Below are 25,457 nucleotides of genomic sequence, written 5' to 3'. Positions count from 1 at the left end.
GAATGTCGCGCGTTTTTTTTATTTACTAAACTTTTAGCGTACGTTTAATGTAACTTCAATATTTCCTCTTGTTGCTTTAGAGTAAGGACATACACCGTGAGCGGCTTCTACAAGTTCTTGTGCTTCGGTATGAGAAACACCAGCAACATGTATGTCAAGTACAGCAGACAGTCCGAAACCACCATCTGTATCTTTACCGATAGAAACGTGTGCAGTCACTTCTGTACTTTCCACTTTCACACGTTTTGTACGAATTACAAGTTGCAATGCGCTATCAAAGCAAGCTGCATAACCAGCTGCAAATAATTGTTCTGGATTTGTTGCCTCTCCGCCTGCGCCACCTAGTGCTTTTGGCATTTTTACATCAAGATTTAATATGCCATCATCTGAAATTACCTTACCGTTTCTTCCACCTGTTGCTGTTACTGAAGCAGTATATAATTTATCCATGTTTATTCCCCTTTTCTATCATTAATTTTTTTCATTGTTTCAATTAATGTGTTTAATTGGATTAATAAAGAATGATATTCTTGCTCTGTAATTCCTAAATTTGTAGCCATCGTTGTCGGTAATGAACAAGCTATTTCTTTTAAATCTTTACCTTGTTCTGTTAATTCAATACAAACTTTTCGCTCGTCTTCTTTTGAACGAACACGTTGTACAAGTTTTAATGATTCCATCCGTTTTAACATAGGTGTTAAAGTACCAGAATCTAAAAATAGACGTTCTCCAATTTCTTTTACTGTTAGTCCGTCTCGTTCCCAGAGTACGAGTAAAGTAATGTACTGGGGATACGTAATGCCCATTTCTTCTAAATAGGGTCGGTAAAAACGAGTAACCTCTTTAGAACAAGCGTAAATAGAAAAACAAAGTTGGTTATCTAGATGTAGAGGATTTTCTTTCATAAGCAACTCCTTATATTTTTAAATTGTGCACAATTTAATTTTGTAAAATCAATATAACGAAAAATAAATACAATGTCAAATGCATTGCATTGAGAAAGTGAGTACTATATTTTGGAACAATCATACATATTTTCCTTCATGATGAAAGAAGATAGAAAAGATGATGTTATAATTAATATGGAATAGTTTCCATCACTTGATTATGAGGACTTTTTTTGGTAACGTACAAATAGAGTTATTATTTTATAATCATTATAAAGTAGAGAGTTCTTTATTAATCTTACTGAAGCTCCTTTATTACATATGGAGAAAAAATAATCAGTTGTTCACACGATTGTCAGATTCATAAGAGGAAAGTTGTATTATGATAGTAGATAAAGTGATAAAACGGGTGAAGGGGGACATGCTGCGTGCATATTCTTGTTGTTAGTGTAAATTATCGAACAGCCCCTGTAGAATTTCGTGAGAAACTCACATTTCAGGCAGCAGAGCTAGAGCAAGCAATGACTACATTACAAAACCAAAAGAGCGTACTAGAAAATGTCATTATATCAACTTGTAATCGCACTGAGATTTACGCTGTTGTCGATCAATTACACACGGGACGGTATTACATTAAGAAGTTTTTAGCTGATTGGTTTCAGCTTGAAATAGAAGAAGTCGCACCATACTTGTCTATTTTTGAACAAGATGGCGCAATAGATCATTTATTCCGCGTAACGTGCGGTCTAGATTCTATGGTTGTTGGAGAAACGCAAATTTTAGGTCAAATAAAAGATAGCTTTTTAGAAGCGCAACAAGTAAAAGCGACAGGTACAATTTTTAATGAGTTGTTTAAGCAAGTGGTTACGTTAGCAAAACGTGCGCACTCAGAAACAACGATTGGTGAAAGTGCGATGTCTGTTAGTTATGCTGCTGTTGAGCTCGGAAAGAAAATATTTGGCGATTTAACAGATTGTCATGTACTTATTCTTGGTGCTGGTAAGATGGGTGAACTTGCACTGCAAAACTTATACGGAAGCGGTGCTCGTAAAGTAACAGTTATGAATAGGACGCTTACGAAAGCGGAAGTGATGGCTGAGAAATATATGGGACATGCAAAGCCTTTAAGTGAATTGCAATGTGCATTATTAGAAGCGGATATTTTAATTAGTTCAACGGGTGCATCAGAATATGTCATTACGAAAGAGATGATGACGAAAGTAGAGAGAATGCGCTCTGGTCGTCCGTTATTTATGGTTGATATTGCAGTACCACGTGATATTGATCCTGCGATTGATGAATTAGAAGGCTCCTTCTTATATGATATCGACGATCTGCAAGGTGTAGTTGAAGCAAACCGTGCTGAACGTTTAAAAGAAGCAGAGAAAATTCAATTTATGATTGAAGAGGAAATGGTTTTATTTAAAACGTGGTTAAGTACGCTTGGTGTTGTACCGTTAATATCGGCTCTTCGTGATAAAGCGCTAGCAATTCAAAGTGACACGATGGAAAGTCTTGAGCGAAAAATACCAAACCTTAGTAATCGTGAGAAAAAAGTAATTAGTAAACATACGAAAAGTATTATTAATCAATTGTTAAAAGACCCAATTTTAGTAGCTAAAGAATTAGCTGCTGAAGAGGGAGCTGGCGAAAAATTAGCTTTATTTGCGAAGATTTTTGATTTAGAAGTGGAAGAAGCGGGAAATACGGAAGAAGTAGAACATAAAAGAGCGTGGACACCATCCGTTCCATCTTTATAACTTGGAAGGATGATCGGATGAGTTTTTTAAATAACAGTATTATTTATCATATTGCAATTATTTTATATGCTTGTAGCATTAGTTTATATTTTATAGATTATTTTCAAAGTAACCGAAAGGCGAACCGATTTGCTTTTTGGTTACTTTCGATTGTATGGGTATTGCAGTCTATCTTTATGTTGCTTAGGGCTACAGATTCAGAAACGAATCCTATTTTAACTTTATTGTCAGGGATTTATTTTTATGTTTGGTTATTGATTACGATGTCATTAGTCATTAATCGATTTATGCGCATTGACTTTTTAGTCTTTTTTACAAATGTTGTAGCATTTGGCGTAAGCGCTTTTTCTATTTTTACACCGCTCGGAAAGATGTCGCCAGTACTTGCAGAGCAATTAGTTTCAGAACTTGTATACGTGCATGTCGGTATGGCGATTATTTCTTATGCAACGTTTACTGTATCGTTTATTTTTTCTATTATGTATTTATTGCAATATCGGCTATTAAAAAAGAAAAAATGGAATGCGAGATTAAGAAGGTTAGGGAATTTGCCGAAGCTTGAATCTATGTCTTACGGATTAAATTTATTTTCTGTTCCGTTTTTCTTATTAGCAATTATATTAGGATGCATATGGGGATATACAAAATTGGATAATTTCCATTGGTATGATACGAAAGTAATCGGGTCTTTTGTCGTTCTATTTGTATATTGTGCGGGCTTATATTTACGAGCGGCAGATGTGTTGCAGGGTAAGAAAATTGTGCTGTGGAATATCGGGGCATTTCTCGTAATGCTAGTTAACATTTTTCTATTAAGCAGTTTATCTAATTTCCACTTTTGGTATTTATAATGAGGAGAGAGAATTATGCGCAAAATTATTGTAGGTTCACGAAAGAGTAAACTAGCATTAACACAAACAAATTGGTTTATCGATCAATTAAAAGCGCTTGGTTTACCATATGAATTTGAAGTGAAAGAAATCGTCACAAAAGGTGATGTTATTTTAGATGTTACTCTTTCAAAAGTAGGCGGAAAAGGTTTATTTGTAAAGGAAATTGAACATGCGTTACTTACGAAAGAAATTGATATGGCTGTACATAGTATGAAAGATATGCCAGCTGTACTTCCAGATGGATTAACGATTGGTTGTACGCCAAAGCGCGTTGACCCTCGTGATGCTTTTATTTCTAAAAACGGAGAATCGTTTAAAGACTTAGCAGAAGGCGCGATCTTAGGGACGAGTAGTTTGAGACGTAGTGCACAATTACTAGCTGCGAGACCAGATTTACAAGTGAAATGGATTCGTGGGAATATCGATACACGCTTACGTAAGTTAAAAGATGAAGATTACGATGCAATTATTTTAGCGACAGCTGGATTACAGAGAATGGGCTGGGACGGAGAAGTTATTACAGAACATTTAGATGAAACGTTATGTGTACCAGCCGTAGGACAAGGTGCGTTAGCAATTGAATGTCGTGAGGATGATAAGGATTTACTTCAGTTGTTAGCACATATTAATGATGCAGTAACAGAAAGAACAGTGGCTGCTGAACGAGTATTTCTTCATAAACTTGAAGGTGGATGCCAAGTTCCAATCGCTGGATATGCAACTCTTAAAGAAAATGATGCAATCGAATTAACAGCGCTTGTCGGTTCTATGGACGGTTCTGTTTTATTGAAAGAAATAGTAGTAGGCACTGATCCGAAGCAAGTAGGATTAGAGGCTGCGGACCGTTTAATTAAACAAGGAGCAAAAGAGCTCATTCTTGCTGCAAATAAGGAGCAACAATAAATATGGATGCTCTCGCTGGCAAAATAGTATTGGTTACACGTGCCCAGCATCAAGCGAAACAAATGAGTGTAGCAGTGAAAGAAAGGAGCGGAATTCCATTGGAAATTCCGCTTTTGCGTATGGAAGGCACATCTCATAGGCAAATTCAACGTATAACAAGGCAACTACATTCGTATGACTGGGTTATTTTTACGAGTAAAAATGGTGTAGCTTTTTTTCTAGATGGTTTGAAAAAGAAAATACCATTAACTATTAAAATTGCTGCGGTAGGCGTGAAAACAAAATTAGAGTTAGAAAAAAGGGGCTATCAAGTTCATTTTGTTCCGACCTCATTTGTTGCAGAAGTATTTGCAGAAGAGTTTGTAAGAAAACTAAGTGGAAACGAGTGCATTTTATTTCCGAAAGGGAATTTAGCAAGAGATGTAATCCCGGTTAAACTTAGGGAATTTGGTGTTTTTCTAGATGAGCTAATCGTATATGGTACGAAGGTGAATGTAGAGAAAAAACAAGAACTTATAACAGCATTGAAATTAGGGGAAGTAAATGTTATTACATTTACGAGCCCTTCAACTGTTGATAGTTTTGTTCGTTTACTTGAGGGTACAAACTGGAGAGAATGGACGAAAAAATGTACAATTGCTTGTATAGGGCCTATTACGGAAAAAGAGGCGCTCCTTTATTTTCCACATGTTATTGTGCCGAAAGAGTACACTGTAGAAGCATTACTACAATGCATTTGTGAATCTATAAAGTGAAACTTTAATCAGTGGGGGTTTTGTTCATCCCCCACTGATTATTAGCCCTCACCAATCGGGCATTAACGGGCAGCCCGACTCCCACCTAACTTCTTTGTTCCAGCTGAATTTTGAGGTGGGGGTCTTACTGCCCGTTAATGCGGGATAAAATAAAAGAATGGGGATAGAAATCTATGAATTCTTTACAATTTAATCGTCATCGTCGTCTAAGACAAAGCGGGGGCATGCGTGCACTTGTGCGTGAAACATTTTTACATACAGAAGATTTTATTTACCCTATTTTTGTATTAGAAGGAGAAAATACTCGTAATGAAGTTCCTTCTATGCCAGGCGTATATCAAATGTCTTTAGACTTATTGCAAGCTGAAATGCAAGAGGTCGTTGATTTAGGTATTCGTTCTGTTATTGTATTTGGTTTACCTGCTGAAAAGGACGAAGTTGGATCATCGGCATATTGTGAGCATGGAATTGTACAGCGTGCAATTAAGCAAATTAAAGATGAGTTCCCAGAGCTAGTAGTAGTTGCAGATACATGTTTATGTCAATTCACAAGCCATGGTCATTGCGGTGTTATAGAAGATGGCGTTATTTTAAATGATGAGTCTCTTGCAGTTCTTGCAAAAACAGCTGTAAGTCAAGCGAAAGCAGGCGCAGACATTATTGCACCATCAAATATGATGGACGGATTCGTAACAGCAATTCGTCATGCATTAGATGAAAATGGTTTCGCGCATGTACCAGTTATGTCGTACGCTGTGAAATATTCATCAGCATTTTACGGACCGTTTCGTGATGCAGCACATGGTGCACCGCAGTTCGGTGACCGTAAAACATATCAAATGGACCCAGCGAATCGTATGGAAGCATTCCGTGAAGCAGAATCAGATGTAATGGAAGGGGCAGACTTCTTAATTGTAAAGCCAGCTCTTTCTTATTTAGATATCGTTCGTGATGTGAAAAATAGCTTTAACTTACCAGTCGTTGCTTATAACGTAAGTGGTGAATATTCGATGATTAAAGCAGCAGCGCAAAATGGTTGGATTAATGAAAAAGAAGTTGTACTTGAGAAATTAATTAGCATGAAACGCGCAGGAGCAGACTTGATTATTACGTATCATGCAAAAGATGCAGCAAGATGGTTACAAGAAGGAGGCGCTAAATAATGAAAAAGTTCGATAAGTCGATTGCGGCGTTTGAAGAGGCACAAAATTTAATGCCTGGAGGCGTAAATAGCCCTGTTCGTGCCTTTAAGTCTGTTGGTATGAATCCGCTGTTTATGGAGCGCGGAAAAGGCTCTAAAGTATATGATATCGATGGGAATGAATACATCGATTACGTATTATCGTGGGGACCTTTAATTCATGGTCATGCGAACGACCGTGTTGTTGAGGCTTTAAAAGCTGTTGCTGAAAAAGGAACAAGCTTTGGTGCCCCAACAGAAATTGAAAATAAATTAGCGCAGCTTGTTATTGAGCGCGTGCCATCAATTGAGATTGTACGTATGGTTAACTCTGGAACAGAAGCGACAATGAGTGCACTACGTTTAGCTCGAGGTTATACAGGGCGTAACAAAATTTTGAAATTCATTGGTTGTTATCACGGTCATGGTGATTCTTTATTGATTAAAGCAGGTTCTGGTGTAGCAACGCTAGGTTTACCAGATAGCCCTGGTGTACCAGAAGGTGTAGCGAAAAATACGATTACAGTAGCGTACAACGATTTAGAAAGTGTAAAATATGCTTTCGAACAATTCGGTGATGACATCGCTTGTATAATTGTAGAACCAGTGGCAGGGAATATGGGTGTTGTTCCCCCACAACCAGGATTTTTAGAAGGACTTCGTGAAGTGACAGAGCAAAACGGTGCACTACTTATTTTTGATGAAGTAATGACTGGATTCCGTGTTGCTTATAATTGTGGACAAGGTTACTACGGCGTAACTCCTGACTTAACTTGTTTAGGTAAAGTAATCGGTGGTGGTCTACCGGTAGGAGCATACGGTGGTAAGGCAGAGATTATGCGTCAAGTTGCACCAAGCGGACCGATTTACCAAGCCGGAACATTATCGGGTAATCCACTTGCAATGACAGCAGGCTATGAAACGTTAGTGCAGTTAACACCAGAATCATATGTGGAATTTGAGCGTAAAGCAGAAATGTTAGAGGCTGGACTACGTAAGGCAGCTGAAAAGCATAATATCCCGCATCACATTAATCGTGCAGGTTCTATGATTGGTATTTTCTTTACAGATGAGCAAGTTATTAATTATGATACAGCAAAATCTTCAAACTTAGAATTCTTTGCAGCTTACTATCGTGAAATGGTAGAACAAGGTGTATTTTTACCACCTTCTCAATTTGAAGGTTTATTCTTATCGACAGCACATAGTGATGCAGATATTGAGGCGACAATTGCGGCGGCCGAAATTGCAATGTCAAAATTAAAAGCATAATTTCTTAGAGAAAATCGCTTTCCATTAGGGGAGCGATTTTTTTTATTCATAAAGTAGCCTTAGGGAACATAAATCTGTAATGACCTATAGTTTGGGAGGGGGAAAAGAAGTGGCAACAGATCATTCATTACGATTTTCATTAAAAGAATCTGTTTGGTTCCAGAAGGGACAGGAAGTCGAAGAACTTTTGTCAATTTCGTTAGATCCAGACGTTGAGATAGAGGAGCTCGATCATGAAGTTATCGTGAGAGGGCAATTAGATTTAACGGGAGAGTACGTTGCAAGGCAAGATGATTCAGCTTATTCATTAAGAGAGCTATCACCAGCAAAGGCAATTGATTATGTAGAAACAAGGGCAGATGGGGTTAATGAGCTTGTCCATTCCTTTCCGCTCGAAATATCAATTCCAAGAAATCGAGTGAAAGTAATTGAAGAATTATATGTATCAATCGAGGAATTTGATTATGAATTAAAGGAAAATGGTTGCTTACAACTATTAGCGGATATATCTATTACAGGTTTATGTGACGAAGAAAGAACCGAGGATGAAGAGGAAGAGACGGCGTATGCCGAGTTGGAAGCTGATTCAGCTGAAGATGATGAAAGTAGACCTGCGCCGCACGAAGAGGTACCAGCCTATAAAGAATCAGATGGATGGGAAGATTATGCATTTGAACCGTTTCAGTTAGAAGAAAGAAAAGAGCAAGAAATAGAAGAAGAGGAATTAGAAGAACATGAACTTGTGGAGCGTGAAGAGGAGCAAGAAACGACGCCACAATTTGAATTGTTTGGGCGGAAAAATTTCAAGAAAGAAAAAGCGAAAAAGCAGGAAGAGCCAGAGGAAGAAGCATATTCACAGCGAGATGAAAATGCACTTTATTTAACGAAATTATTTACGAAAGAACCAGAAGAAGAATTTACGAAGTTAAGAATGTACTTCGTACAAGAAGGAGACACAATTGAATCGGTTGCAGAACGTTATGAAACGACTGTACAAAGCTTATATCGTGTAAATCAATCAGAAGATATATATTTAACTACAGGGCAAATTATATATATTCCTGTTTCAAAAGCAACAGCGAAATAAGTGAGTGAGTTTTTTCACTCACCTCTTTTCTTTTCCTAGAAGCTATGTTTTGAATAAGAAAGGGTTATTCGTATGGATATTGAATTACGAAATCGCTATGAACCCATTGTGAGGCAATATAGATTGGACACTCAACATATGGAAGAGCACGGAAGTGTAATGAAAATTTATACGAATCAAGGTCCGTATGCGTTAAAGAAAATACAAGATAGAAAATTAGAGCGGAATAATTTTTTGCACCATATTCAATATTTGAAGGAGAAAGGTTTTTCGAATTATGTACCTATCTATCATGCGACGGACGGGAATTATGTTTTAAGTGATGGGACGTATAGTTATTATTTAATGCCTTGGTTAGAACGTGCGGAAGGAAATGGCGAAGATAATGATCAATACCATAAGATGTTTCAAACGCTCGGGACGTTGCATCAAAAAACGGTGAAAGAGGAAACTTATACAGAAGAAGATTTAGAAAAACATTATACAAATATATCCGAACGTTGGGAAAATGATGGTGAGATATTAGAAGAGTTTCTTGTAGAATCTGAAGCGAAGTGGTATATGTCGCCATTTGAATTACAATATTGTACGTATTATCACCATGTTATGAGAGCACGTGAGTTCGCAACGAAACAATTAAGTGAATGGCATGATGCAATGAAAGAAAAGGAAACGACACGTACTACTTTCGTTCATGGAAATGTATCGCTTAATCACTTTTTATTTGATTATGAACGAAACGGTTATTTTATTAGTTTAGAAAAGTCTCAGTTTGCTACACCGGTACAGGATATCGTCAGCTTTTATTCAAGGTCTTTAAACACATATCCAATTGCGCGGAGTGACCGCTTTGAATGGTATCAAATGTATCAAAAAAATTTTCCGTTTACGAAAGAGGAGCAGATCCTTATGTTTGCGTATATGACGTACCCGTCGCATTTTATTCGGCAAATTCAGTCGTATACGAAAAGAAGAAAGAGTCGTAATGAAGAAAATGAGCTTCGCGGGGTGAAAAGCCTGCAGCAATCGCATTGGCTCATTAGTAATACAGAATATTTCCTTTCGCAATTACAAGCTGCCCAGCAAGGGAACGGATAAAAAAGATAAGTAGGGAGAACCCTGCTTATCTTTTTTTATTAGTTCCATAAAGAGATAAAAGCCGTAGTTTCAAATTTATCTTGACGAATAAGGTTTCGTTTTTTACACTATTGTATATAATAATTAACAATCACATAAATGCATCGAAGGGGAAGAGTATAACATGAAACGTCTTCAGAGAGGGGAACCATTGGCTGGGAGGTTCTCTAGATAGTTATGTTAGAAGGTAGCCCTGGAGCATCTTTTCTGAACGGAATGGTTCTCATTAGGAAAAGACGGATTTGTCCGTTATCAAATTAAGAGTATAAGCAAATTCTGAATTTGTTTGTAAATAAAGGTGGTACCGCGATGTCCCTCGTCCTTTTTTGGATGAGGGGCATTTTTTATTTTAAGGAGGGAAAATAATGTCAAACACGGAAAAGAATTTACCAACTAAATATGATCATATGTCCGTTGAAGAAGGCCTTTACAAGTGGTGGCTTGAAGGCAAATATTTCGAAGCAACAGGAGACGAGAAGAAACAACCATATACAATTGTAATCCCACCTCCGAACGTAACTGGTAAGTTACACTTAGGTCATGCTTGGGATACAACTCTTCAAGATATTTTAACTCGTACAAAGCGTATGCAAGGTTATGATGTATTATGGCTTCCAGGAATGGACCATGCTGGTATCGCAACGCAAGCGAAAGTAGAAGGGAAACTTCGTGAAGAAGGTATTTCACGTTACGATCTTGGCCGTGAGAAATTCCTTGAAAAAGCTTGGGAATGGAAAGAAGAATACGCTTCTCACATTCGTCAACAATGGGGGAAAGTTGGTTTAGGACTAGACTATTCTCGTGAACGCTTCACATTAGACGAAGGTTTATCTAACGCTGTTAATAAAGTATTCGTTCAATTATATGAAAAAGGCTTAATTTACCGCGGTGAGTATATCATCAACTGGGATCCAGCAACACGCACAGCTCTTTCTGATATTGAAGTAATTCATAAAGAAGTTCAAGGTGCATTCTACCATATGAACTATCCGTTAACAGACGGTTCTGGTCACATTCGCCTTGCAACTACTCGTCCAGAAACAATGCTTGGTGATACAGCGGTAGCAGTTCATCCAGAAGATGATCGTTACAAACATTTAATCGGAAAAACAGTAACACTTCCAATCGTAGGCCGTGAGATTCCGATTATTGCTGATGAATACGTAGAAAAAGACTTCGGAACAGGCGTTGTAAAAATTACACCAGCTCATGACCCGAATGACTTTGAAGTAGGTAACCGTCATGACTTACCACGTATTTTAGTAATGAACGAAGATGGAACAATGAACGAAAAAGCTGGTAAGTACAACGGTATGGATCGTTTCGAATGCCGTAAAGAGTTAGTGAAAGACTTACAAGAAGCTGGCGTATTAGTAGAAATTGAGCCTCATATGCACTCAGTAGGTCATAGTGAGCGTAGCGGTGCAGTTGTTGAGCCTTACTTATCAACACAATGGTTCGTAAAAATGGCTCCACTTGCAGAAAAAGCGGTAAAACTTCAACAAAAAGAAGAAGAAAAAGTAACGTTCGTACCAGAGCGTTTCGAAAACACATACTTACGCTGGATGGAAAACATTCATGACTGGTGTATTTCTCGTCAATTATGGTGGGGCCACCGTATTCCAGCTTGGTATCATAGAGAAACTGGTGAAGTATACGTAGGCACAGAAGCGCCAGCGGATATTGAAAACTGGAATCAAGATAATGACGTGCTTGATACATGGTTTAGTTCAGCGCTATGGCCATTCTCAACACTTGGCTGGCCGAATGAAGATGCAGCAGACTTTAAAAAGTTCTATTCAACAGATGCTTTAGTAACTGGTTATGACATTATCTTCTTCTGGGTATCTCGTATGATTTTCCAAGGTTTAGAGTTTACAGGAGAGCGTCCATTTAAAGATGTATTAATTCACGGTTTAGTTCGTGATGAGCAAGGACGTAAAATGAGTAAATCTCTTGGTAACGGTATTGATCCGATGGATGTTATCGAGAAGTATGGTGCAGATGCAATGCGCTATTTCTTATCAACAGGAAGTGCACCAGGTCAAGATTTACGTTTCAGCATGGAAAAAGTAGAATCTACTTGGAACTTCATTAATAAAATTTGGAACGCATCACGTTTCGTATTAATGAACATGGATGACATGAAGTATGAAGAAATCGATTTAACTGGTGAAAAATCAGTTGCAGATAAGTGGATTTTAACTCGCTTAAACGAAACAATCGAAAGTGTAACACGTAACATGGATAAATATGAGTTCGGTGAAGCTGGTCGTTCATTATACAACTTCATTTGGGATGATTTCTGTGACTGGTACATTGAAATGGCGAAACTTCCACTATACGGTGAAGATGAAGCAGCTAAGAAAACAACTCGTTCTATTTTAGCTTACGTATTAGACCAAACAATGCGTCTATTACATCCATTCATGCCATTTGTAACAGAGAAAATTTGGCAGCATTTACCGCATGAAGGCGAGTCTATTACAGTAGCAGCATGGCCAACAGTTCGCGAAGATTTACAAGATAAAGAAGCGGCAGCAGAAATGCACCTTCTAGTTGATATCATTCGCTCTGTTCGTAACATCCGTGCGGAAGTAAATACGCCAATGAGCAAAAAAGTTCAAATGCAAATTAAAGCAAAAGATGAGGCAGTACTAGCTCAGCTTACGAAAAACAGCTCTTACATTGAGCGTTTCTGTAACCCAAGTGAACTAACAATTAAGATTGATTTACAAGCGCCAGAAAAAGCGATGACTGCAATTGTATCAGGTGCAGAGTTATTCTTACCGTTAGCTGATCTTATCAATCTTGATGAAGAGAAAGCGCGTCTTGAAAAAGAACTTGAGAAGTTCGGTAAAGAAGTAGAACGTGTACAGAAGAAACTTTCAAACCAAGGATTCGTAGCGAAAGCTCCTGCAGAAGTTATTGACGGAGAGCGTGCGAAAGAGCAAGATTATCTAGAAAAACACGAAGCGGTTCGTCAACGTCTAGCTGATCTTGAAAAATAAAATGTTTTTCAGAGACTCACTATATTGGTGAGTCTCTTTTCTTTGCGTATAATAGAATTATGAAGTTTGTCTTTTGAAAGGGGAATAGCAAACGTGATACATACATACGAAGAAGCGATAAGCTGGATTCATAGCCGATTGAAATTTGGGATAAAACCAGGACTAGAAAGAATGCAATGGATGTTAGAAGAACTCGGAAATCCAGAGCGTCATATAAAATGTGTTCATCTTGCCGGCACAAATGGAAAAGGTTCAACTTTAACATATATGCGCTACATGTTAGAAGGCGCGAAATATAAAGTAGGAACGTTTACATCGCCTTACATAGAAACATTCAATGAACGTATTAGTATAAACGGAATACCGATTGCAGATGAAGAGATTGCGGAACTTGTAAATATGGTAAAGCCAGTCGTTGAAAAATTAGATGAGACGGAATTAGGAGAAGCGACTGAATTTGAAATCATTACAGTAATGGCAATTTGTTATTTCGGTAAAGTTAATTTCTGTGATGTTGTTTTATTTGAAACGGGGCTTGGGGGAAGATTTGATTCTACAAATGTTATTCATCCGGTTCTCACGATTATTACGAATATCGGTCACGATCATATGCATATTTTAGGCAATACACTAGGAGAAATTGCATATGAAAAGGCAGGAATTATTAAGTCTGGTGTTCCAGTTATTACTGGTGTGAAAAATGAAGAAGCATTACAAGTAATTCAAAAGGTTGCTAAGGAAAATCATGCAAGCTTATATGAATTTGGAAAACAGTTTACAACATTACATAAACATTCTAATGAAGATGGGGAACATTTTGATTTTGCTTGTCCATTCGCCTCATTTGAAAATGTTCGGATTTCAATGAAAGGTATTCATCAAGTAGGCAATGCAGCGCTAGCGCTTATGGCAGTCATGTATTTAAAAACATATTTATCATTTTTAATTGATGAAGAGGAAATAAAAGCTGGCTTACAAGAAGCATACTGGATTGGTCGATTTGAAAAGTTACAAAGTAATCCAGATATTATAATAGATGGTGCCCATAATCCAGAAGGTATTGAAAGTCTTGTAAAAACAGTAGAGGCACATTATAAAAAGAAGAATGTAATAGTTTTATTTACTGCTCTTGGTGACAAACAGTTACATAACATGGTAGGGCAATTAGAAAAAGTTGCTGATGAAATAATATTTACGACGTTTGCCTTTGATCGTGCCATTTCTGCTGACAAGCTTGCATCGTATTCACAACAAGAGTCAAAATTAGTTTTTGAAGATTGGAAAGAGGCAATTGATACAAAAGTTGGTATGATTGGAGAAAATGATGTCTTTATCATAACAGGTTCTCTTTATTTCATTTCTGAAGTTCGAAAATATATTCGCGAGAAAAACTAGATAGTCTTTGCTATCTAGTTTTTTGTTCTACAAATGAAGTCAAATGCATACATATAAGATAAATATATAGGGTTATTTGGCGAATTTCTCTGACAAATATCTCGTTTTTTTGCGAAGTGAATATGATATGATGCGGACAACGATAAGAGGTGAGGTGTGAGTGTATGGACAAGCAATCACGAACGATCTCAGTGAAAGTAAATGGAACAGAAGCGAAGTATGAGGAAAAGAAGAAAGATGAGTTTGACTGGATGGTAGTAGAAAGTGAAAGACTAAAAAACGTTGTTCCGTTTCAAAAAGCGAAATTAGTGTCTAAGGAAAAAAAACGAAAGAAGTGGAGTAATACAATAATTGCAATCGTTGCAACTGCAATTGTTATTGGTACGGCGTTTGGAATGGGAATGCTGCATGTACTTAAAGGACAAGGAACGACAGGGGAAAGCGAAGTAACAGCTTCGAAGCAGATGGGGAATGAAGAATCAAAGGTGGGTGGAACGGCAGAACAAACACCGGCACCAAAAGAGGAAAAACAAAAAGCGCAGGTAGGAACGTCATTAGACCCGATGAAATTATTTTTTGTTCAAGGAGGGATTTATTCTTCCGAAGAAAAGGGACAGGCCGCTCTTGAAGAGTGGAAAGGCAATGGGGGCGTGGCTACTTTGAAACCGAGTGGTGATAAGTATGCGTTAGTTGTTGGTATTACGAGCGATGAACAGGGTGTTAATCAATTAATAGATCAGTATAAGCAAGATGGTGTGTCAGTTTTGAAAAAAAATTGGGATATTACAGATACAGCATTGCTCAAAAATGATAAAGAAGTAGGCATGTTTTTAGCGAAAGTGCAGCCATTATATACTCATTTAACAAAATATGTGTCCAGCGTACAAACTAGTGGAAAAAGTAATCCAAAAGATATAGAGGCGATTGAAAAAGAGTGGAAAGCTATTGAAAAGGAAGGGAAGAGTATGAAGCGTGAAGATGCGAAGAAGCTTTATACGTATACGTCAATAGCGGTGCAAACGATTAAGGAAGGGAAGAGCGATAAGGGATCTGTGGCTAAATTAAATCAAGTTATTATTGATGGATTACTTTCGTACGAAAAAATGGTTTCACAAAAAGTAAAATAATAAGATAATAAGATGAAGGAGAAAGAAGTACATATACTTCTTTCTTTTCTTTTGAATTTAGAGCAAAGTGCTTTCTGTATGGGCAGAATATAATCGTATTTAAAAAGAACTATTATTTTGTTTAGAGAAAATGATATTTCTAGAATTTGTGGGGAAACTATTCCTTTGATACGATTGATTTGAATTATTCTGCTTCATGCGAGAAGGGAAGGAGAAAATATGAGGAAAATTATTTTAGCTTCAGGATCACCTAGGAGGAAGGAACTGCTTGAATTAGCTGATGTGCCATTTGAAATCGTTGTTAGTGAAGTAGAAGAGACGATTGGTGCATATTTGTCACCTTCTGATATTGTTATGTCGCTTGCTTTGCAAAAAGCATCTGCTGTGGCAGAAAATCATAGTGATCACGTTGTATTAGGTGCAGATACAATTGTTACATATGATTCACGTATTCTTGGAAAGCCGTCTAATGAGGCTGAGGCGAAAGAAATGTTACGATTATTATCGGGGAAAACACACGAAGTATACACAGGTGTTGCAATTATATTGAAAGAAAAAACGGTAACTTTTTATGAACGTACAGAAGTAACATTTTGGGAATTAACAGAAGAGGAAATAGACGTATACGTTGCATCGAAGGAACCGCTTGATAAAGCAGGAAGCTATGGAATTCAAGGTAAAGGGTCTATTTTTGTTCAACATATTCAAGGGGACTACTACAGTGTAGTTGGCTTGCCAATTGCGCGTCTTGTCCGTGAATTAAAACAGTTTGATAGCGATGTAACCCATGCGTAAAATTGCATGGGGTTTTCTTTAGGAGAAATCGTAAAAAAAGGGGTGGAGAGATGAACGGTATTCGTGATGTTGTGAGAGAAGAACAGCCACGGGAGCGTTTATTGTTAGAAGGAGCAGGAAGTTTATCGAATCGAGAACTTCTTGCAGTTTTACTCAGAACGGGTTCTAAAGAAGAAACGGTGTTAACGTTATCAGATAATATTCTACATCATTTTGACGGCCTACGAATGTTAAAGGATGCAACGTTAGAAGAGATGATGAGCATTCATGGTGTTGGGATTGCAAAGGCGTCGCAGCTTATGGCTGCTTTTGAATTAGGTAGAAGAATGGTACGTTTAGAATATCAAAATAGATATAGTATTCGAAGTCCAGAAGATTGTGCGAGTTATATGATGGAAGAGATGCGTTTTTTGCAACAGGAGCATTTTGTTTGTTTATATTTGAATACGAAAAATCAAGTTATACATAGGCAAACTATTTTTATTGGAAGTTTAAATACGTCGATTGTGCACCCAAGGGAAGTTTTTAAAGAAGCGTTCCGTCGGGCAGCAGCCTCTATTATATGTCTTCATAACCATCCCTCAGGAGATCCGGCGCCGAGCCGTGAAGATATTGAAGTTACAAAACGACTAGTAGAATGTGGTCGAATTATTGGAATTGAAGTGCTTGATCATATCATAATAGGTGACCATAAATTCGTGAGTTTAAAGGAAAAAGGTCATATTTAAGACTATTCTTTTTACCTATTTTGTTTTATAATGTGATTTATGAGTTTTTTGTAGAAAATTATCTACAAGAAGGATACAGATATAAAAAAACGTACTGTTTTTATAAATATAAAGTAAGAAAAATGAGTCCGTGAAAATAAGAAGGGAAGATAAATGATATGTTTGGATTTGGTGGATTTACTCGCGATCTTGGAATTGACTTAGGAACAGCGAACACGCTTGTATATGTGAAAGGAAAAGGTGTAGTTTTACGTGAACCTTCAGTAGTAGCATTACAAACTGATACGAAACAAATCGTTGCGGTAGGTAGCGATGCAAAACAAATGATTGGTCGTACACCAGGAAACGTAGTGGCACTTCGCCCTATGAAAGATGGTGTAATTGCTGATTATGAAACAACAGCAATAATGATGAAATACTACATTCAACAAGCTCAAAAATCAAATGGATTCTTCTCACGTAAACCATACGTAATGGTATGTGTACCATCTGGTATTACAGCTGTAGAAAGACGTGCGGTAATCGATGCGACTCGTCAAGCTGGTGCTCGTGATGCTTATCCAATCGAAGAGCCATTTGCAGCAGCAATTGGTGCAAACTTACCTGTTTGGGAGCCGACTGGTAGTATGGTTGTTGATATCGGTGGTGGTACAACAGAAGTTGCAATTATTTCTTTAGGTGGTATTGTAACAAGTCAATCAGTTCGTGTTGCTGGTGATGATATGGACGATTCAATCATTCAGTACATTAAGAAAAGCTACAACTTAATGATCGGTGAAAGAACAGCTGAAGCACTAAAATTAGAAATCGGTTCTGCAGGCGAGCCAGAGGGTATCGAGCCTATGGAAATTCGCGGTCGTGATTTAGTAAGTGGTTTACCAAAAACAGTACTAATTCAACCAGAAGAAATTGCAGATGCATTAAAAGATACAGTAGATGCAATTGTAGAATCAGTTAAAAATACGTTAGAAAAAACTCCACCTGAATTAGCAGCGGATATTATGGACCGTGGTATCGTATTAACAGGTGGGGGGGCATTACTACGTAACTTAGATAAAGTTATTAGTGAAGAAACAAATATGCCAGTTCTTGTTGCAGAGGATCCATTAGATTGCGTAGCAATTGGAACGGGTAAAGCATTAGACAATATCGACCTTTTCAAAACTGCTGCTCGATAATATTGCAAAATAAAAATCAATGAAATTAAGAGGGTGTGAACGTGCCACAGTTTTTCTTAAACAAAAGATTAATTGTTTTGTTAGTTAGTATTATTCTTCTCGTGGCATTGATTGGAATCTCATTGAAAGAACGGAACAGTTTATCATGGCCAGAGCAGTTTATTAAAGATACTGTCGGTGTTGTAGAACGTGTATTCCAAAAGCCAGCGAATTATGTTGCCGGATTCTTCGAAAACGTAGAAGATGTAAAGCGCACGTATGAAGAGAATAAAAAGCTGAAAGCAAAATTAGATACTACCGCAGATTTATCTGTAGTAGTGAAAAATTTAGAGGATGAGAATAAAAAACTACGAGAATTAACGGGTAAAGAAAAGTCCCGTGGTGATTATACGGAAGTACAAGCTAGTGTGGTTTCTCGTAATCCCGATAAATGGTACGATTTAGTTGCAATTGATAAAGGAGCACAGCAAGGGATTAAAAAAGATATGGCTGTTGTAACTCCGAAAGGTTTAGTTGGACGCGTAAAAAGTGCATCTCAGTTTACATCGTCAGTAGAGTTGTTAAGTTCTATGAGCCGAACAAACCGTGTTTCTGCTATTGTACAAGGACAAGAAAATATCTTTGGATTGATTGAAGGTTACGATAAAGAAAAACAACTACTTCTTTTCACAAAGATTAGCTCTGATGCAAAAGTAGAAAAAGATCAACTAGTTGTAACATCTGGACTTGGTGATATCTTCCCAAAAGGTCTTGCGATTGGGAAAATTGTTGATGTTCAGCCAGATCCATACGGTTTAACAAAAACAGCTTATGTAAAACCATCCGCTGATTTGAATGATGTAGAGCATATTATAGTTGCAAAACGTGATATGCCTACAGCGTCGTTAGAATAGGAGGGGGAGAAGAGATGATGACGATTTTAAAAAGAGCAGCTCTTCCTCTTCTGCTCCTTTTTGTTTTTTTATTTGAAAATATGTTCTCTACTGTTGTTCCAACAGACGTCTTTTGGAAAAACAGTATAGCAGCACCGCATTTCTTTATAATTGTGTTATGTTTTATTACAGTGTACTATAGTCCGATTCAAGGGATTTACTACGGACTATTATTTGGTTTCTTATTTGATACCGTATACACAGAACTTGTCGGTATATATATTTTTGCTTATCCGATTTTAGCTTATTTAGTTTATAGTGTGATGAAGGTATTACAATTGAATTTATTTATTGTCGCTTCTATCGTACTGGCTGGCATTGCAGCATTAGAGTATTATGTGTATGGGTTTTTAACTTTGTTAGGACGTACTCACATGTCAGCATCTGTCTTTTTCACAGATCGTCTCCTTGCTACTTTATTGCTAAATGGAATTTTCTTGTTAATAGTTTGTTTCCCACTGAGACGATATTTAGTGCGTCTTTCAAAAGCGATAGAAGAAAAGGAAAAAAGGATTTTCTAATTTTATGTCGAATTGAATCGGTGGGGTGAACTTTAGTGGAAGAAAAAAAGCAACAAAATGTAACGATAAAAGGGACAAAAGATGGAATAACACTTCATTTAGATGATTGCTGTTCATTCTCTGAGCTACTAAAAGAATTGGATGAAAAGCTTTCTACACATTACTATGAGGGTGACGGACGTTCTTTAATTGAAGTACGTGTTAAAGTAGGAAATCGCTATTTAACAGAAGTACAACAAGAAGAGATTCGTACGTTAATTCGCAATAAGAAGAACCTTGTTGTGGAATCAATCGAAAGTGATGTTATAACAAAAGCAGAAGCAATAGCTTGGAAAGAAGAAACAGAAATTGTCCCTATTTCCAAAATTGTTCGCTCTGGACAAGTGTTACATGTAAAAGGCAATTTATTATTAATTGGAGATGTTAATCCAGGCGGAACGGTTATCGCTGGGGGGAATATTTTTGTCTTGGGATCATTAAGAGGAATTGCACACGCGGGGTATGATGGAGATTCAGAAGCTGTTATTGCTGCATCTAGTATGAACCCTATGCAACTTCGAATTAGTGATGTGACAATGCGGGCTCCGGAAGAGAAAGAAGACGGAGCAGAGGCGGCAGAATGTGCGTACATTAATGAGAACAATCACATTGTTGTCGATCGCCTGCAACTTCTCACTCATCTTAGACCTAATTTAACCAAGTTAGAAAGGGGAATTGTATAGCTGTGGGAGAGGCAATAGTAATTACATCTGGAAAAGGCGGAGTAGGTAAAACTACAACGTCTGCGAACATTGGTACAGCCCTTGCGTTATCTGGAAAAAAAGTATGTTTAATTGATACAGATATCGGTTTACGCAATTTAGACGTAGTAATGGGGCTGGAAAATCGTATTGTATTTGATCTTGTTGATGTCGTTGAAGGACGTTGTCGTTTACCTCAGGCTCTTATTAAAGATAAGCGTTTTGATGATCTTTATTTATTACCTGCAGCACAAACGAGCGATAAATCGGCGGTAACACCTGAACAAATGGATGAATTAATACAAGTATTACGTCAAGATTATGATTACATATTAATTGATTGTCCTGCGGGGATTGAGCAGGGGTTTAAAAATGCAGTAGCAGGTGCGGATAAAGCAATCGTTGTAACAACACCAGAAGTATCCTCAATGCGTGATGCGGATCGTATTATCGGGCTTTTAGAGAAAGAGGATATTGAACCACCGAAACTTGTCATTAACCGTGTGCGTAGTCATATGCTTCATGAACAGGATATGTTAGACGTTGATGAAATCGTACGTACACTGTCAATCGAGCTTCTTGGAGTTGTCGAGGATGATGATGAAGTTATTCGTGCTACGAATACAGGTGAACCTGTAGCACTGCAACCTAGTGGGAAAGCAGCAATAGCTTATCGTAATATTGCAAGACGCTTGTTAGGTGAGAATGTACCATTACAAGCATTTGAACAAGAAAAAGTATCGGTATTTACAAAGATGAAAAATTTCTTTGGAATCCGTTAAAAGCACTTCGCATAAATGCGGAGTGCTTTCTTTTTTCTTCGCATGAATATCTTCCTTCTATAACTCATACATATGTACAAACTGTATATAACTGTTTCTATTTGAATAAGGCTAACGAAAGAAAGGAGACAGTATGAAGAATAGACGTGTGGAAGAAATTAAAAAGCGGATTGCGAAAAGGAAAGCAGAGCAAGAAAGGATGGAGGAAGAGCGGTATTTTGCGGGAGGAGATTTTGATAGCGAAACGGTCTTTATTGAAGAGGGGGAGAAGGAAATTCATCCTCTATTTCGAAAAGAAGTTTTTCTCTTCAAAATGTTGCTATCAGCAATATTAGTTCTTTCTGTTGCTATTTTATACAAGAATGCTCCTTCTTCTTTCGATAGTGCTAAAGCTGTTACAGAAAAAGTGATGAAAGAGGAGTTTCAGTTTGCCACTGTAGCGAAATGGTACGAAAAGCAGTTTGGAAAACCTCTCGTATTCTATTCGCCTAATGAGAGAAAGGAAGGAACGATTCAGCAAAAGGATTATGCAATTCCTGCCTCTGGAAAGGTGATGCAAGGTTTTCAAAAAAATGGTCAAGGTGTATTTGTCCAAACAGCTACAAATGCAACAGTTGAGTCAGTGAATGAAGGGCTAGTTGTTTTTGCAGGCAAGAAAGAGGAACTTGGAAATACAGTTCAAATTCAGCACGCTGATGGTACGGAGTCATGGTATGCAAATTTAAATGATATGTCAGTAAAATTATATGATTACGTTTCAAAGAAACAAAAAATTGGAACAGTGAGTAATGATGAAAATAATAAAAATGGTAAATTTTATTTTGCAATAAAAAAGAATGAAAAATTTATTGATCCAATTCAGGTGATTTCATTTGATTAAATATAGGGATGTTTTCACGAAAATTTCCGTGCATCCGTTGTTTTGGGTTATTATTGTTATTGGTATTTTTACGGCGCGTTTTAAAGAGTTGCTATTGTTATTTTGTATCGTTCTCATTCATGAACTTGGGCATGCTTTTGCCGCAGCGTATTATAATTGGCGTATTAAACAAATTCAGCTTTTGCCGTTTGGTGGCGTAGTTGAGATGGAAGAGCATGGGAATAAATCGTTAAAAGAAGAATTAATTGTCGTTATGGCGGGGCCAATTCAGCATATATGGATGATTGCAGCCGCTTACATTTTGTATCAAGCGGGCTGGGTAACTGATGATTTGTACCATTTCTTTGTATGGAATAATGTCATTATTTTAGGGTTTAATCTATTGCCTATTTGGCCACTTGATGGCGGAAAAGTATTATTTAATGTATTATCATATCGTTTTCCCTATTTACAAGCACATGAAAAGATGATGAAATTGTCATGTGTTTTTTTTAGTGTAATATTAGGATGGCAGTTACTTTGGAATAGTAATAACATTATGATGTGGGTATTACTCGTTTTTCTAGCGATTTCTTTATATCAAGAATGGAAACAAAGACGGTACGCATTTATGCGTTTTTTATTAGAGCGTTATTATGGGAATAAAAGAGATATTGAAAAAATAGCACCTATTGAGGTGAAAACGGAAGATCATTTATATACGATTTTCACAAAATTTCGCAGAGGATATAAACACTCTATTATCGTCCATGGAAAATATAAAGAGCATTACACATTGGACGAAAATGAATTGTTGTATGCGTATTTTGCTGAAAAACGAACAACCTCATCTGTTGAAGAATTAATTGGTTAGTGTTGACGACGACACTAACCTTTTATATTGTAAGGAAAAGAAATGAAAAGTGAGGAAAGAATTTTGAAGACGTTATATATTAACTACACTGGTTCGGAAAAGCGTGTTGCGATAGAAGAGAAACAAAAAATTGTAGAGCTTTTATGGAAACGGAATGAAGAGCAGGAGATTGTCGGACATATTTATGTTGGGCGTATCGTAAGAACAATTGCTGGAATGAACGCAGCCTTTGTAAATATCGGATTAGAAAAACATGCATATCTTTCGTTTGATGATGTACCATCTTCATATCGCATACATGAAGGGCAGGCGATACTTGTACAAGTTGTGAAAGAGGCAATTGATACGAAGGGGCCAAAATTAACGGCGAAGGTAGAATTTACCGGAAAATATGTCGTTTACATGCCGTATGATGACATGCGCGCTGTTTCTCGGAAAATAAAAAATAATAAAAGAAGACAACAGTTACTGGGAATTGAAGTAGAAGGAACGGGTGGATACATTTTCCGTTCTGCTTCTGAAAAAGGAACGATCGATGAAATACAAGCTGAAATGCAGGGGTTGCAGAAGTTATATGAAGAGTTAAAAAGAAAAGAAGATCAAGGGAAGGCGCCCTTACTACTTCATCAACCAGCGACGTTTTTAGATCGTGTATTTCAGGAGAACCCAATTGAAACAATTGAAAAAATAGTTGTAGATACGAGAAGTATAGTAAAAGAATTAGAAGAAAAAGTAGGGAAAGAAAGAGTATCCTTTTATAATGAAAAATCTTCGATGTTTAACCATTTTGGAATAGATCGTGAAATCGAGAAAGCACTTCAACAAATTGTGTGGCTACCAAATGGTGCCTATCTAATTGTAGAACAAATGGAGACGATGACTGTAATTGATGTGAATACAGGTAAATTTACTGGAAAACAAAATTTACAAGATACCGTATTTCGCACAAATGAAATGGCTGCTGAAGAGATTGCTCGTCAATTAAGACTTCGTGATATTGGCGGGATGATATTAATTGATTTTATTAATATGAAAAGACGGGAAGATAAAGAGAAGGTAAGAGAACGCCTCATAGCTGCTATGCAAGATGATCGCACATATACAAGAGTGCTTGGGTTTACAGAGCTAGGTATTTTAGAGATGACGCGAAAACGTAAGAAACATTCGTTACGTGACGTATTATTAGAAGAATGTGTACCTTGTAAAGCGACGGGGTATGTTATGTCTTATGAAACAATCGCATATGAGCTAGAGAGAGAGTTAATTACATATGGCAATATAGAAGATGAAGCAGTATTAATCGCTGCACCAAAAATTTTGCAAAAACATTTTTCACAAAAAGAATTACAAAAAAATATTCCATTTGAAATTTATTTCAAAGATGATATTATCGAAAAGTACGCTATTATCCGTTTTGGAAGTAAGAAAGAAATTGTAGAACGGAAAAAATAGTTAGCAGAACATTCATTGACAATAGTCAATGAGTCATGGTAATATTTTTATGTTATAGTTTATAGCACCTAAACTGCTATATGCTACAACCGCACAAGACAGGTTCCCTAAAGACATTTTATGTCTACCTCGTTTTTGGCGAGTCTTAGTAATTAAGAGGAGGTGCAAGTATGTACGCAATTATCGAAACAGGTGGAAAACAAATTAAAGTTGAAGCTGGTCAAGCAATCTACATTGAAAAATTAGATGTTGAAGCTGGTGAAACTGTTACTTTTGACAAAGTTCTTTTCGTTGGTGGCGAAAACGTGAAAGTTGGTAGCCCAGTTGTAGAAGGTGCAACAGTTACTGCGAAAGTTGAAAAACAAGGTCGCGCTAAGAAAATCATCGTTTTCAAATACAAAGCGAAAAAGAACAATCGTAAGAAACAAGGTCATCGTCAACCTTACACTAAGCTAGTAGTTGAAGCTATCAACGCTTAATTCTGGTTAAGATGATTAAGATTACGATAAGTCGCACGAAACTAGGAAGTATCCAATCATTTAAAATGACTGGACATGCCAATTATGCGCCACATGGACAAGATCTTGTCTGTGCTGGAACTACAGCGGTTGTGTTTGGTTCTATAAATGCAGTGGAAGAACTTTGTAATGTGCAGGCAACTATTGAACTCGGAAGTGATGGCGGATTCTTGACGTATGAATTGCCTAATGATTTAGACGCTCATACAGCAGAAAAAGCACAAATACTTTTAGAAGGATTGGTTGTTTCACTTAAGACGATTGAACTTGATTACGGAAAATATATCCGTTTAATAGAAAAAGTGCAGGAGGTGTAACGTATGTTAAGATTAGATCTTCAGTTTTTCGCATCTAAGAAAGGTGTAGGTAGTACAAAGAACGGTCGTGACTCTCAGTCAAAACGTCTTGGTGCTAAACGCGCAGATGGTCAAACGGTTTCAGGTGGTTCAATTCTTTACCGTCAACGCGGTACAAAAATTTATCCAGGTGTTAACGTTGGTCGTGGTGGCGATGACACTTTATACGCGAAAGTTGACGGCGTAGTACGCTTTGAGCGTCTTGGTCGTGACCGCAAACAAGTGAGCGTATATCCTGTTGCTCAAGAAGCATAAGAACTCACGGAAAACTCTAACCTGAGTGCAGGTTAGAGTTTTTCTATATTAAGGGGTATC

At 37.2% G+C, this 25,457-nt stretch carries 26 protein-coding genes and 2 other annotated features; of the genes, 24 read left to right on the top strand and 2 right to left on the bottom strand.

Annotation, left to right across the window (positions count from 1 at the left end; translation table 11 throughout):
- Window positions 1–33: 33 nt before the first annotated feature.
- Both MHI07_RS20995 and MHI07_RS20990 read right to left on the bottom strand, forming a co-directional pair.
- Entirely contained in the window at window positions 34–450 is a 417-nt protein-coding gene (locus tag MHI07_RS20995; RefSeq protein WP_088099542.1) for an organic hydroperoxide resistance protein, read from the bottom strand.
- 2 nt (window positions 451–452) lie between these two features.
- A complete protein-coding gene (locus tag MHI07_RS20990) occupies window positions 453–905 on the bottom strand; it encodes a MarR family winged helix-turn-helix transcriptional regulator (RefSeq protein WP_002112064.1) in 453 nt (150 codons plus the stop codon).
- A gap of 410 nt (window positions 906–1,315) precedes the next feature.
- On the opposite strand from MHI07_RS20990, the gene hemA reads away from it, so the two are divergent.
- From hemA to rpmA, 24 genes are all read left to right on the top strand, one after another.
- Complete coding sequence (hemA, locus tag MHI07_RS20985) at window positions 1,316–2,647, top strand: glutamyl-tRNA reductase (RefSeq protein WP_340826051.1); 1,332 nt, start codon at window positions 1,316–1,318, stop codon at window positions 2,645–2,647.
- Window positions 2,648–2,664: 17 nt separating this feature from the next.
- Window positions 2,665–3,498, top strand: a complete 834-nt coding sequence (locus tag MHI07_RS20980; RefSeq protein ID WP_002112062.1) for a cytochrome c biogenesis protein — start codon at window positions 2,665–2,667, stop codon at window positions 3,496–3,498.
- A gap of 15 nt (window positions 3,499–3,513) precedes the next feature.
- A complete protein-coding gene (gene hemC, locus MHI07_RS20975) occupies window positions 3,514–4,443 on the top strand; it encodes a hydroxymethylbilane synthase (RefSeq protein ID WP_002199254.1) in 930 nt (309 codons plus the stop codon).
- A gap of 2 nt (window positions 4,444–4,445) precedes the next feature.
- On the top strand, window positions 4,446–5,198 hold the full coding sequence (gene hemD / locus MHI07_RS20970; RefSeq protein WP_002160354.1) for a uroporphyrinogen-III synthase: 753 nt from the start codon (window positions 4,446–4,448) through the stop codon (window positions 5,196–5,198).
- Between the two features lie 173 nt (window positions 5,199–5,371).
- Entirely contained in the window at window positions 5,372–6,361 is a 990-nt protein-coding gene (hemB, locus tag MHI07_RS20965) for a porphobilinogen synthase (protein WP_002112058.1), read from the top strand.
- A complete protein-coding gene (gene hemL / locus MHI07_RS20960) occupies window positions 6,361–7,650 on the top strand; it encodes a glutamate-1-semialdehyde 2,1-aminomutase (RefSeq protein ID WP_002112056.1) in 1,290 nt (429 codons plus the stop codon). The genes hemB and hemL overlap by 1 nt, the downstream gene beginning before the upstream one ends.
- 79 nt (window positions 7,651–7,729) lie before the next feature.
- Complete coding sequence (spoVID, locus tag MHI07_RS20955) at window positions 7,730–8,737, top strand: stage VI sporulation protein D (protein ID WP_179117545.1); 1,008 nt, start codon at window positions 7,730–7,732, stop codon at window positions 8,735–8,737.
- A gap of 72 nt (window positions 8,738–8,809) precedes the next feature.
- Window positions 8,810–9,835 (top strand): spore coat protein YsxE, encoded by a 1,026-nt coding sequence (gene ysxE, locus MHI07_RS20950; protein ID WP_002112053.1) that lies wholly within the window; start codon window positions 8,810–8,812, stop codon window positions 9,833–9,835.
- A 134-nt stretch (window positions 9,836–9,969) separates the two neighbouring features.
- Window positions 9,970–10,201, top strand: a binding site (T-box leader).
- Between the two features lie 38 nt (window positions 10,202–10,239).
- A complete protein-coding gene (locus MHI07_RS20945; protein ID WP_340826041.1) occupies window positions 10,240–12,885 on the top strand; it encodes a valine--tRNA ligase in 2,646 nt (881 codons plus the stop codon).
- A gap of 93 nt (window positions 12,886–12,978) precedes the next feature.
- Window positions 12,979–14,280 carry a bifunctional folylpolyglutamate synthase/dihydrofolate synthase gene (locus tag MHI07_RS20940; protein ID WP_002160357.1) on the top strand — a complete coding sequence of 434 codons (1,302 nt, stop codon included), beginning with the start codon at window positions 12,979–12,981 and terminating at the stop codon, window positions 14,278–14,280.
- Between the two features lie 164 nt (window positions 14,281–14,444).
- Complete coding sequence (locus MHI07_RS20935) at window positions 14,445–15,407, top strand: stage II sporulation protein B (RefSeq protein ID WP_340826035.1); 963 nt, start codon at window positions 14,445–14,447, stop codon at window positions 15,405–15,407.
- Window positions 15,408–15,626: 219 nt separating this feature from the next.
- Window positions 15,627–16,202, top strand: coding sequence for a Maf family protein (locus MHI07_RS20930; RefSeq protein WP_002112047.1), 576 nt, complete (start codon window positions 15,627–15,629; stop codon window positions 16,200–16,202).
- Between the two features lie 50 nt (window positions 16,203–16,252).
- Window positions 16,253–16,930, top strand: a complete 678-nt coding sequence (gene radC, locus MHI07_RS20925) for a DNA repair protein RadC (protein ID WP_002015368.1) — start codon at window positions 16,253–16,255, stop codon at window positions 16,928–16,930.
- 158 nt (window positions 16,931–17,088) lie between these two features.
- On the top strand, window positions 17,089–18,108 hold the full coding sequence (mreB, locus tag MHI07_RS20920; RefSeq protein WP_002015369.1) for a cell shape-determining protein MreB: 1,020 nt from the start codon (window positions 17,089–17,091) through the stop codon (window positions 18,106–18,108).
- 41 nt (window positions 18,109–18,149) lie between these two features.
- Window positions 18,150–19,001: a rod shape-determining protein MreC gene (gene mreC, locus MHI07_RS20915; protein ID WP_002160359.1), complete on the top strand. Its 852-nt coding sequence runs from the start codon at window positions 18,150–18,152 to the stop codon at window positions 18,999–19,001.
- 14 nt (window positions 19,002–19,015) lie between these two features.
- On the top strand, window positions 19,016–19,561 hold the full coding sequence (gene mreD / locus MHI07_RS20910) for a rod shape-determining protein MreD (RefSeq protein ID WP_002160360.1): 546 nt from the start codon (window positions 19,016–19,018) through the stop codon (window positions 19,559–19,561).
- A 35-nt stretch (window positions 19,562–19,596) separates the two neighbouring features.
- A complete protein-coding gene (gene minC / locus MHI07_RS20905; protein WP_002160361.1) occupies window positions 19,597–20,283 on the top strand; it encodes a septum site-determining protein MinC in 687 nt (228 codons plus the stop codon).
- Window positions 20,284–20,285: 2 nt separating this feature from the next.
- Window positions 20,286–21,083: a septum site-determining protein MinD gene (gene minD / locus MHI07_RS20900; RefSeq protein ID WP_000503308.1), complete on the top strand. Its 798-nt coding sequence runs from the start codon at window positions 20,286–20,288 to the stop codon at window positions 21,081–21,083.
- A gap of 133 nt (window positions 21,084–21,216) precedes the next feature.
- Entirely contained in the window at window positions 21,217–21,963 is a 747-nt protein-coding gene (gene spoIVFA / locus MHI07_RS20895; protein ID WP_340826029.1) for a stage IV sporulation protein SpoIVFA, read from the top strand.
- Entirely contained in the window at window positions 21,956–22,816 is an 861-nt protein-coding gene (locus MHI07_RS20890; protein WP_002145592.1) for a M50 family metallopeptidase, read from the top strand. Before spoIVFA ends, MHI07_RS20890 begins: the two co-directional genes overlap by 8 nt.
- Window positions 22,817–22,858: 42 nt before the next feature.
- Complete coding sequence (locus MHI07_RS20885; protein WP_002160363.1) at window positions 22,859–24,268, top strand: Rne/Rng family ribonuclease; 1,410 nt, start codon at window positions 22,859–22,861, stop codon at window positions 24,266–24,268.
- A gap of 77 nt (window positions 24,269–24,345) precedes the next feature.
- Window positions 24,346–24,424 (top strand) — a sequence feature (ribosomal protein L21 leader region).
- A 14-nt stretch (window positions 24,425–24,438) separates the two neighbouring features.
- Window positions 24,439–24,747, top strand: coding sequence for a 50S ribosomal protein L21 (gene rplU / locus MHI07_RS20880; protein ID WP_000270907.1), 309 nt, complete (start codon window positions 24,439–24,441; stop codon window positions 24,745–24,747).
- An 11-nt stretch (window positions 24,748–24,758) separates the two neighbouring features.
- Entirely contained in the window at window positions 24,759–25,103 is a 345-nt protein-coding gene (locus MHI07_RS20875) for a ribosomal-processing cysteine protease Prp (RefSeq protein WP_002160364.1), read from the top strand.
- Between the two features lie 3 nt (window positions 25,104–25,106).
- Window positions 25,107–25,397 carry a 50S ribosomal protein L27 gene (gene rpmA, locus MHI07_RS20870; protein ID WP_000944957.1) on the top strand — a complete coding sequence of 97 codons (291 nt, stop codon included), beginning with the start codon at window positions 25,107–25,109 and terminating at the stop codon, window positions 25,395–25,397.
- Window positions 25,398–25,457 lie beyond the last annotated feature (60 nt).

This window comes from Bacillus sp. FSL H8-0545 (assembly GCF_038006105.1).
Lineage (GTDB): Bacteria > Bacillota > Bacilli > Bacillales > Bacillaceae_G > Bacillus_A > Bacillus_A cereus_U.
The sequence above is the reverse complement of the archived record's forward strand: the minus strand, read 5'-3'. Positions and strand labels throughout refer to the sequence as shown.

What these genes read in the sequence shown, in the direction of transcription:
- MHI07_RS20995 (WP_088099542.1), bottom strand. Translation starts at nt 450, where the DNA reads ATGGATAAATTATATACTGCTTCAGTAACAGCAACAGGTGGAAGAAAC.
- MHI07_RS20990 (WP_002112064.1), bottom strand. Translation starts at nt 905, where the DNA reads ATGAAAGAAAATCCTCTACATCTAGATAACCAACTTTGTTTTTCTATT.
- MHI07_RS20980 (WP_002112062.1), top strand. Translation starts at nt 2,665, where the DNA reads ATGAGTTTTTTAAATAACAGTATTATTTATCATATTGCAATTATTTTA.
- hemC (WP_002199254.1), top strand. Translation starts at nt 3,514, where the DNA reads ATGCGCAAAATTATTGTAGGTTCACGAAAGAGTAAACTAGCATTAACA.
- hemD (WP_002160354.1), top strand. Translation starts at nt 4,446, where the DNA reads ATGGATGCTCTCGCTGGCAAAATAGTATTGGTTACACGTGCCCAGCAT.
- hemB (WP_002112058.1), top strand. Translation starts at nt 5,372, where the DNA reads ATGAATTCTTTACAATTTAATCGTCATCGTCGTCTAAGACAAAGCGGG.
- hemL (WP_002112056.1), top strand. Translation starts at nt 6,361, where the DNA reads ATGAAAAAGTTCGATAAGTCGATTGCGGCGTTTGAAGAGGCACAAAAT.
- spoVID (WP_179117545.1), top strand. Translation starts at nt 7,730, where the DNA reads ATGACCTATAGTTTGGGAGGGGGAAAAGAAGTGGCAACAGATCATTCA.
- ysxE (WP_002112053.1), top strand. Translation starts at nt 8,810, where the DNA reads ATGGATATTGAATTACGAAATCGCTATGAACCCATTGTGAGGCAATAT.
- MHI07_RS20945 (WP_340826041.1), top strand. Translation starts at nt 10,240, where the DNA reads ATGTCAAACACGGAAAAGAATTTACCAACTAAATATGATCATATGTCC.
- MHI07_RS20935 (WP_340826035.1), top strand. Translation starts at nt 14,445, where the DNA reads ATGGACAAGCAATCACGAACGATCTCAGTGAAAGTAAATGGAACAGAA.
- MHI07_RS20930 (WP_002112047.1), top strand. Translation starts at nt 15,627, where the DNA reads ATGAGGAAAATTATTTTAGCTTCAGGATCACCTAGGAGGAAGGAACTG.
- radC (WP_002015368.1), top strand. Translation starts at nt 16,253, where the DNA reads ATGAACGGTATTCGTGATGTTGTGAGAGAAGAACAGCCACGGGAGCGT.
- mreB (WP_002015369.1), top strand. Translation starts at nt 17,089, where the DNA reads ATGTTTGGATTTGGTGGATTTACTCGCGATCTTGGAATTGACTTAGGA.
- mreD (WP_002160360.1), top strand. Translation starts at nt 19,016, where the DNA reads ATGATGACGATTTTAAAAAGAGCAGCTCTTCCTCTTCTGCTCCTTTTT.
- spoIVFA (WP_340826029.1), top strand. Translation starts at nt 21,217, where the DNA reads ATGAAGAATAGACGTGTGGAAGAAATTAAAAAGCGGATTGCGAAAAGG.
- MHI07_RS20885 (WP_002160363.1), top strand. Translation starts at nt 22,859, where the DNA reads ATGAAAAGTGAGGAAAGAATTTTGAAGACGTTATATATTAACTACACT.
- rplU (WP_000270907.1), top strand. Translation starts at nt 24,439, where the DNA reads ATGTACGCAATTATCGAAACAGGTGGAAAACAAATTAAAGTTGAAGCT.
- MHI07_RS20875 (WP_002160364.1), top strand. Translation starts at nt 24,759, where the DNA reads ATGATTAAGATTACGATAAGTCGCACGAAACTAGGAAGTATCCAATCA.
- rpmA (WP_000944957.1), top strand. Translation starts at nt 25,107, where the DNA reads ATGTTAAGATTAGATCTTCAGTTTTTCGCATCTAAGAAAGGTGTAGGT.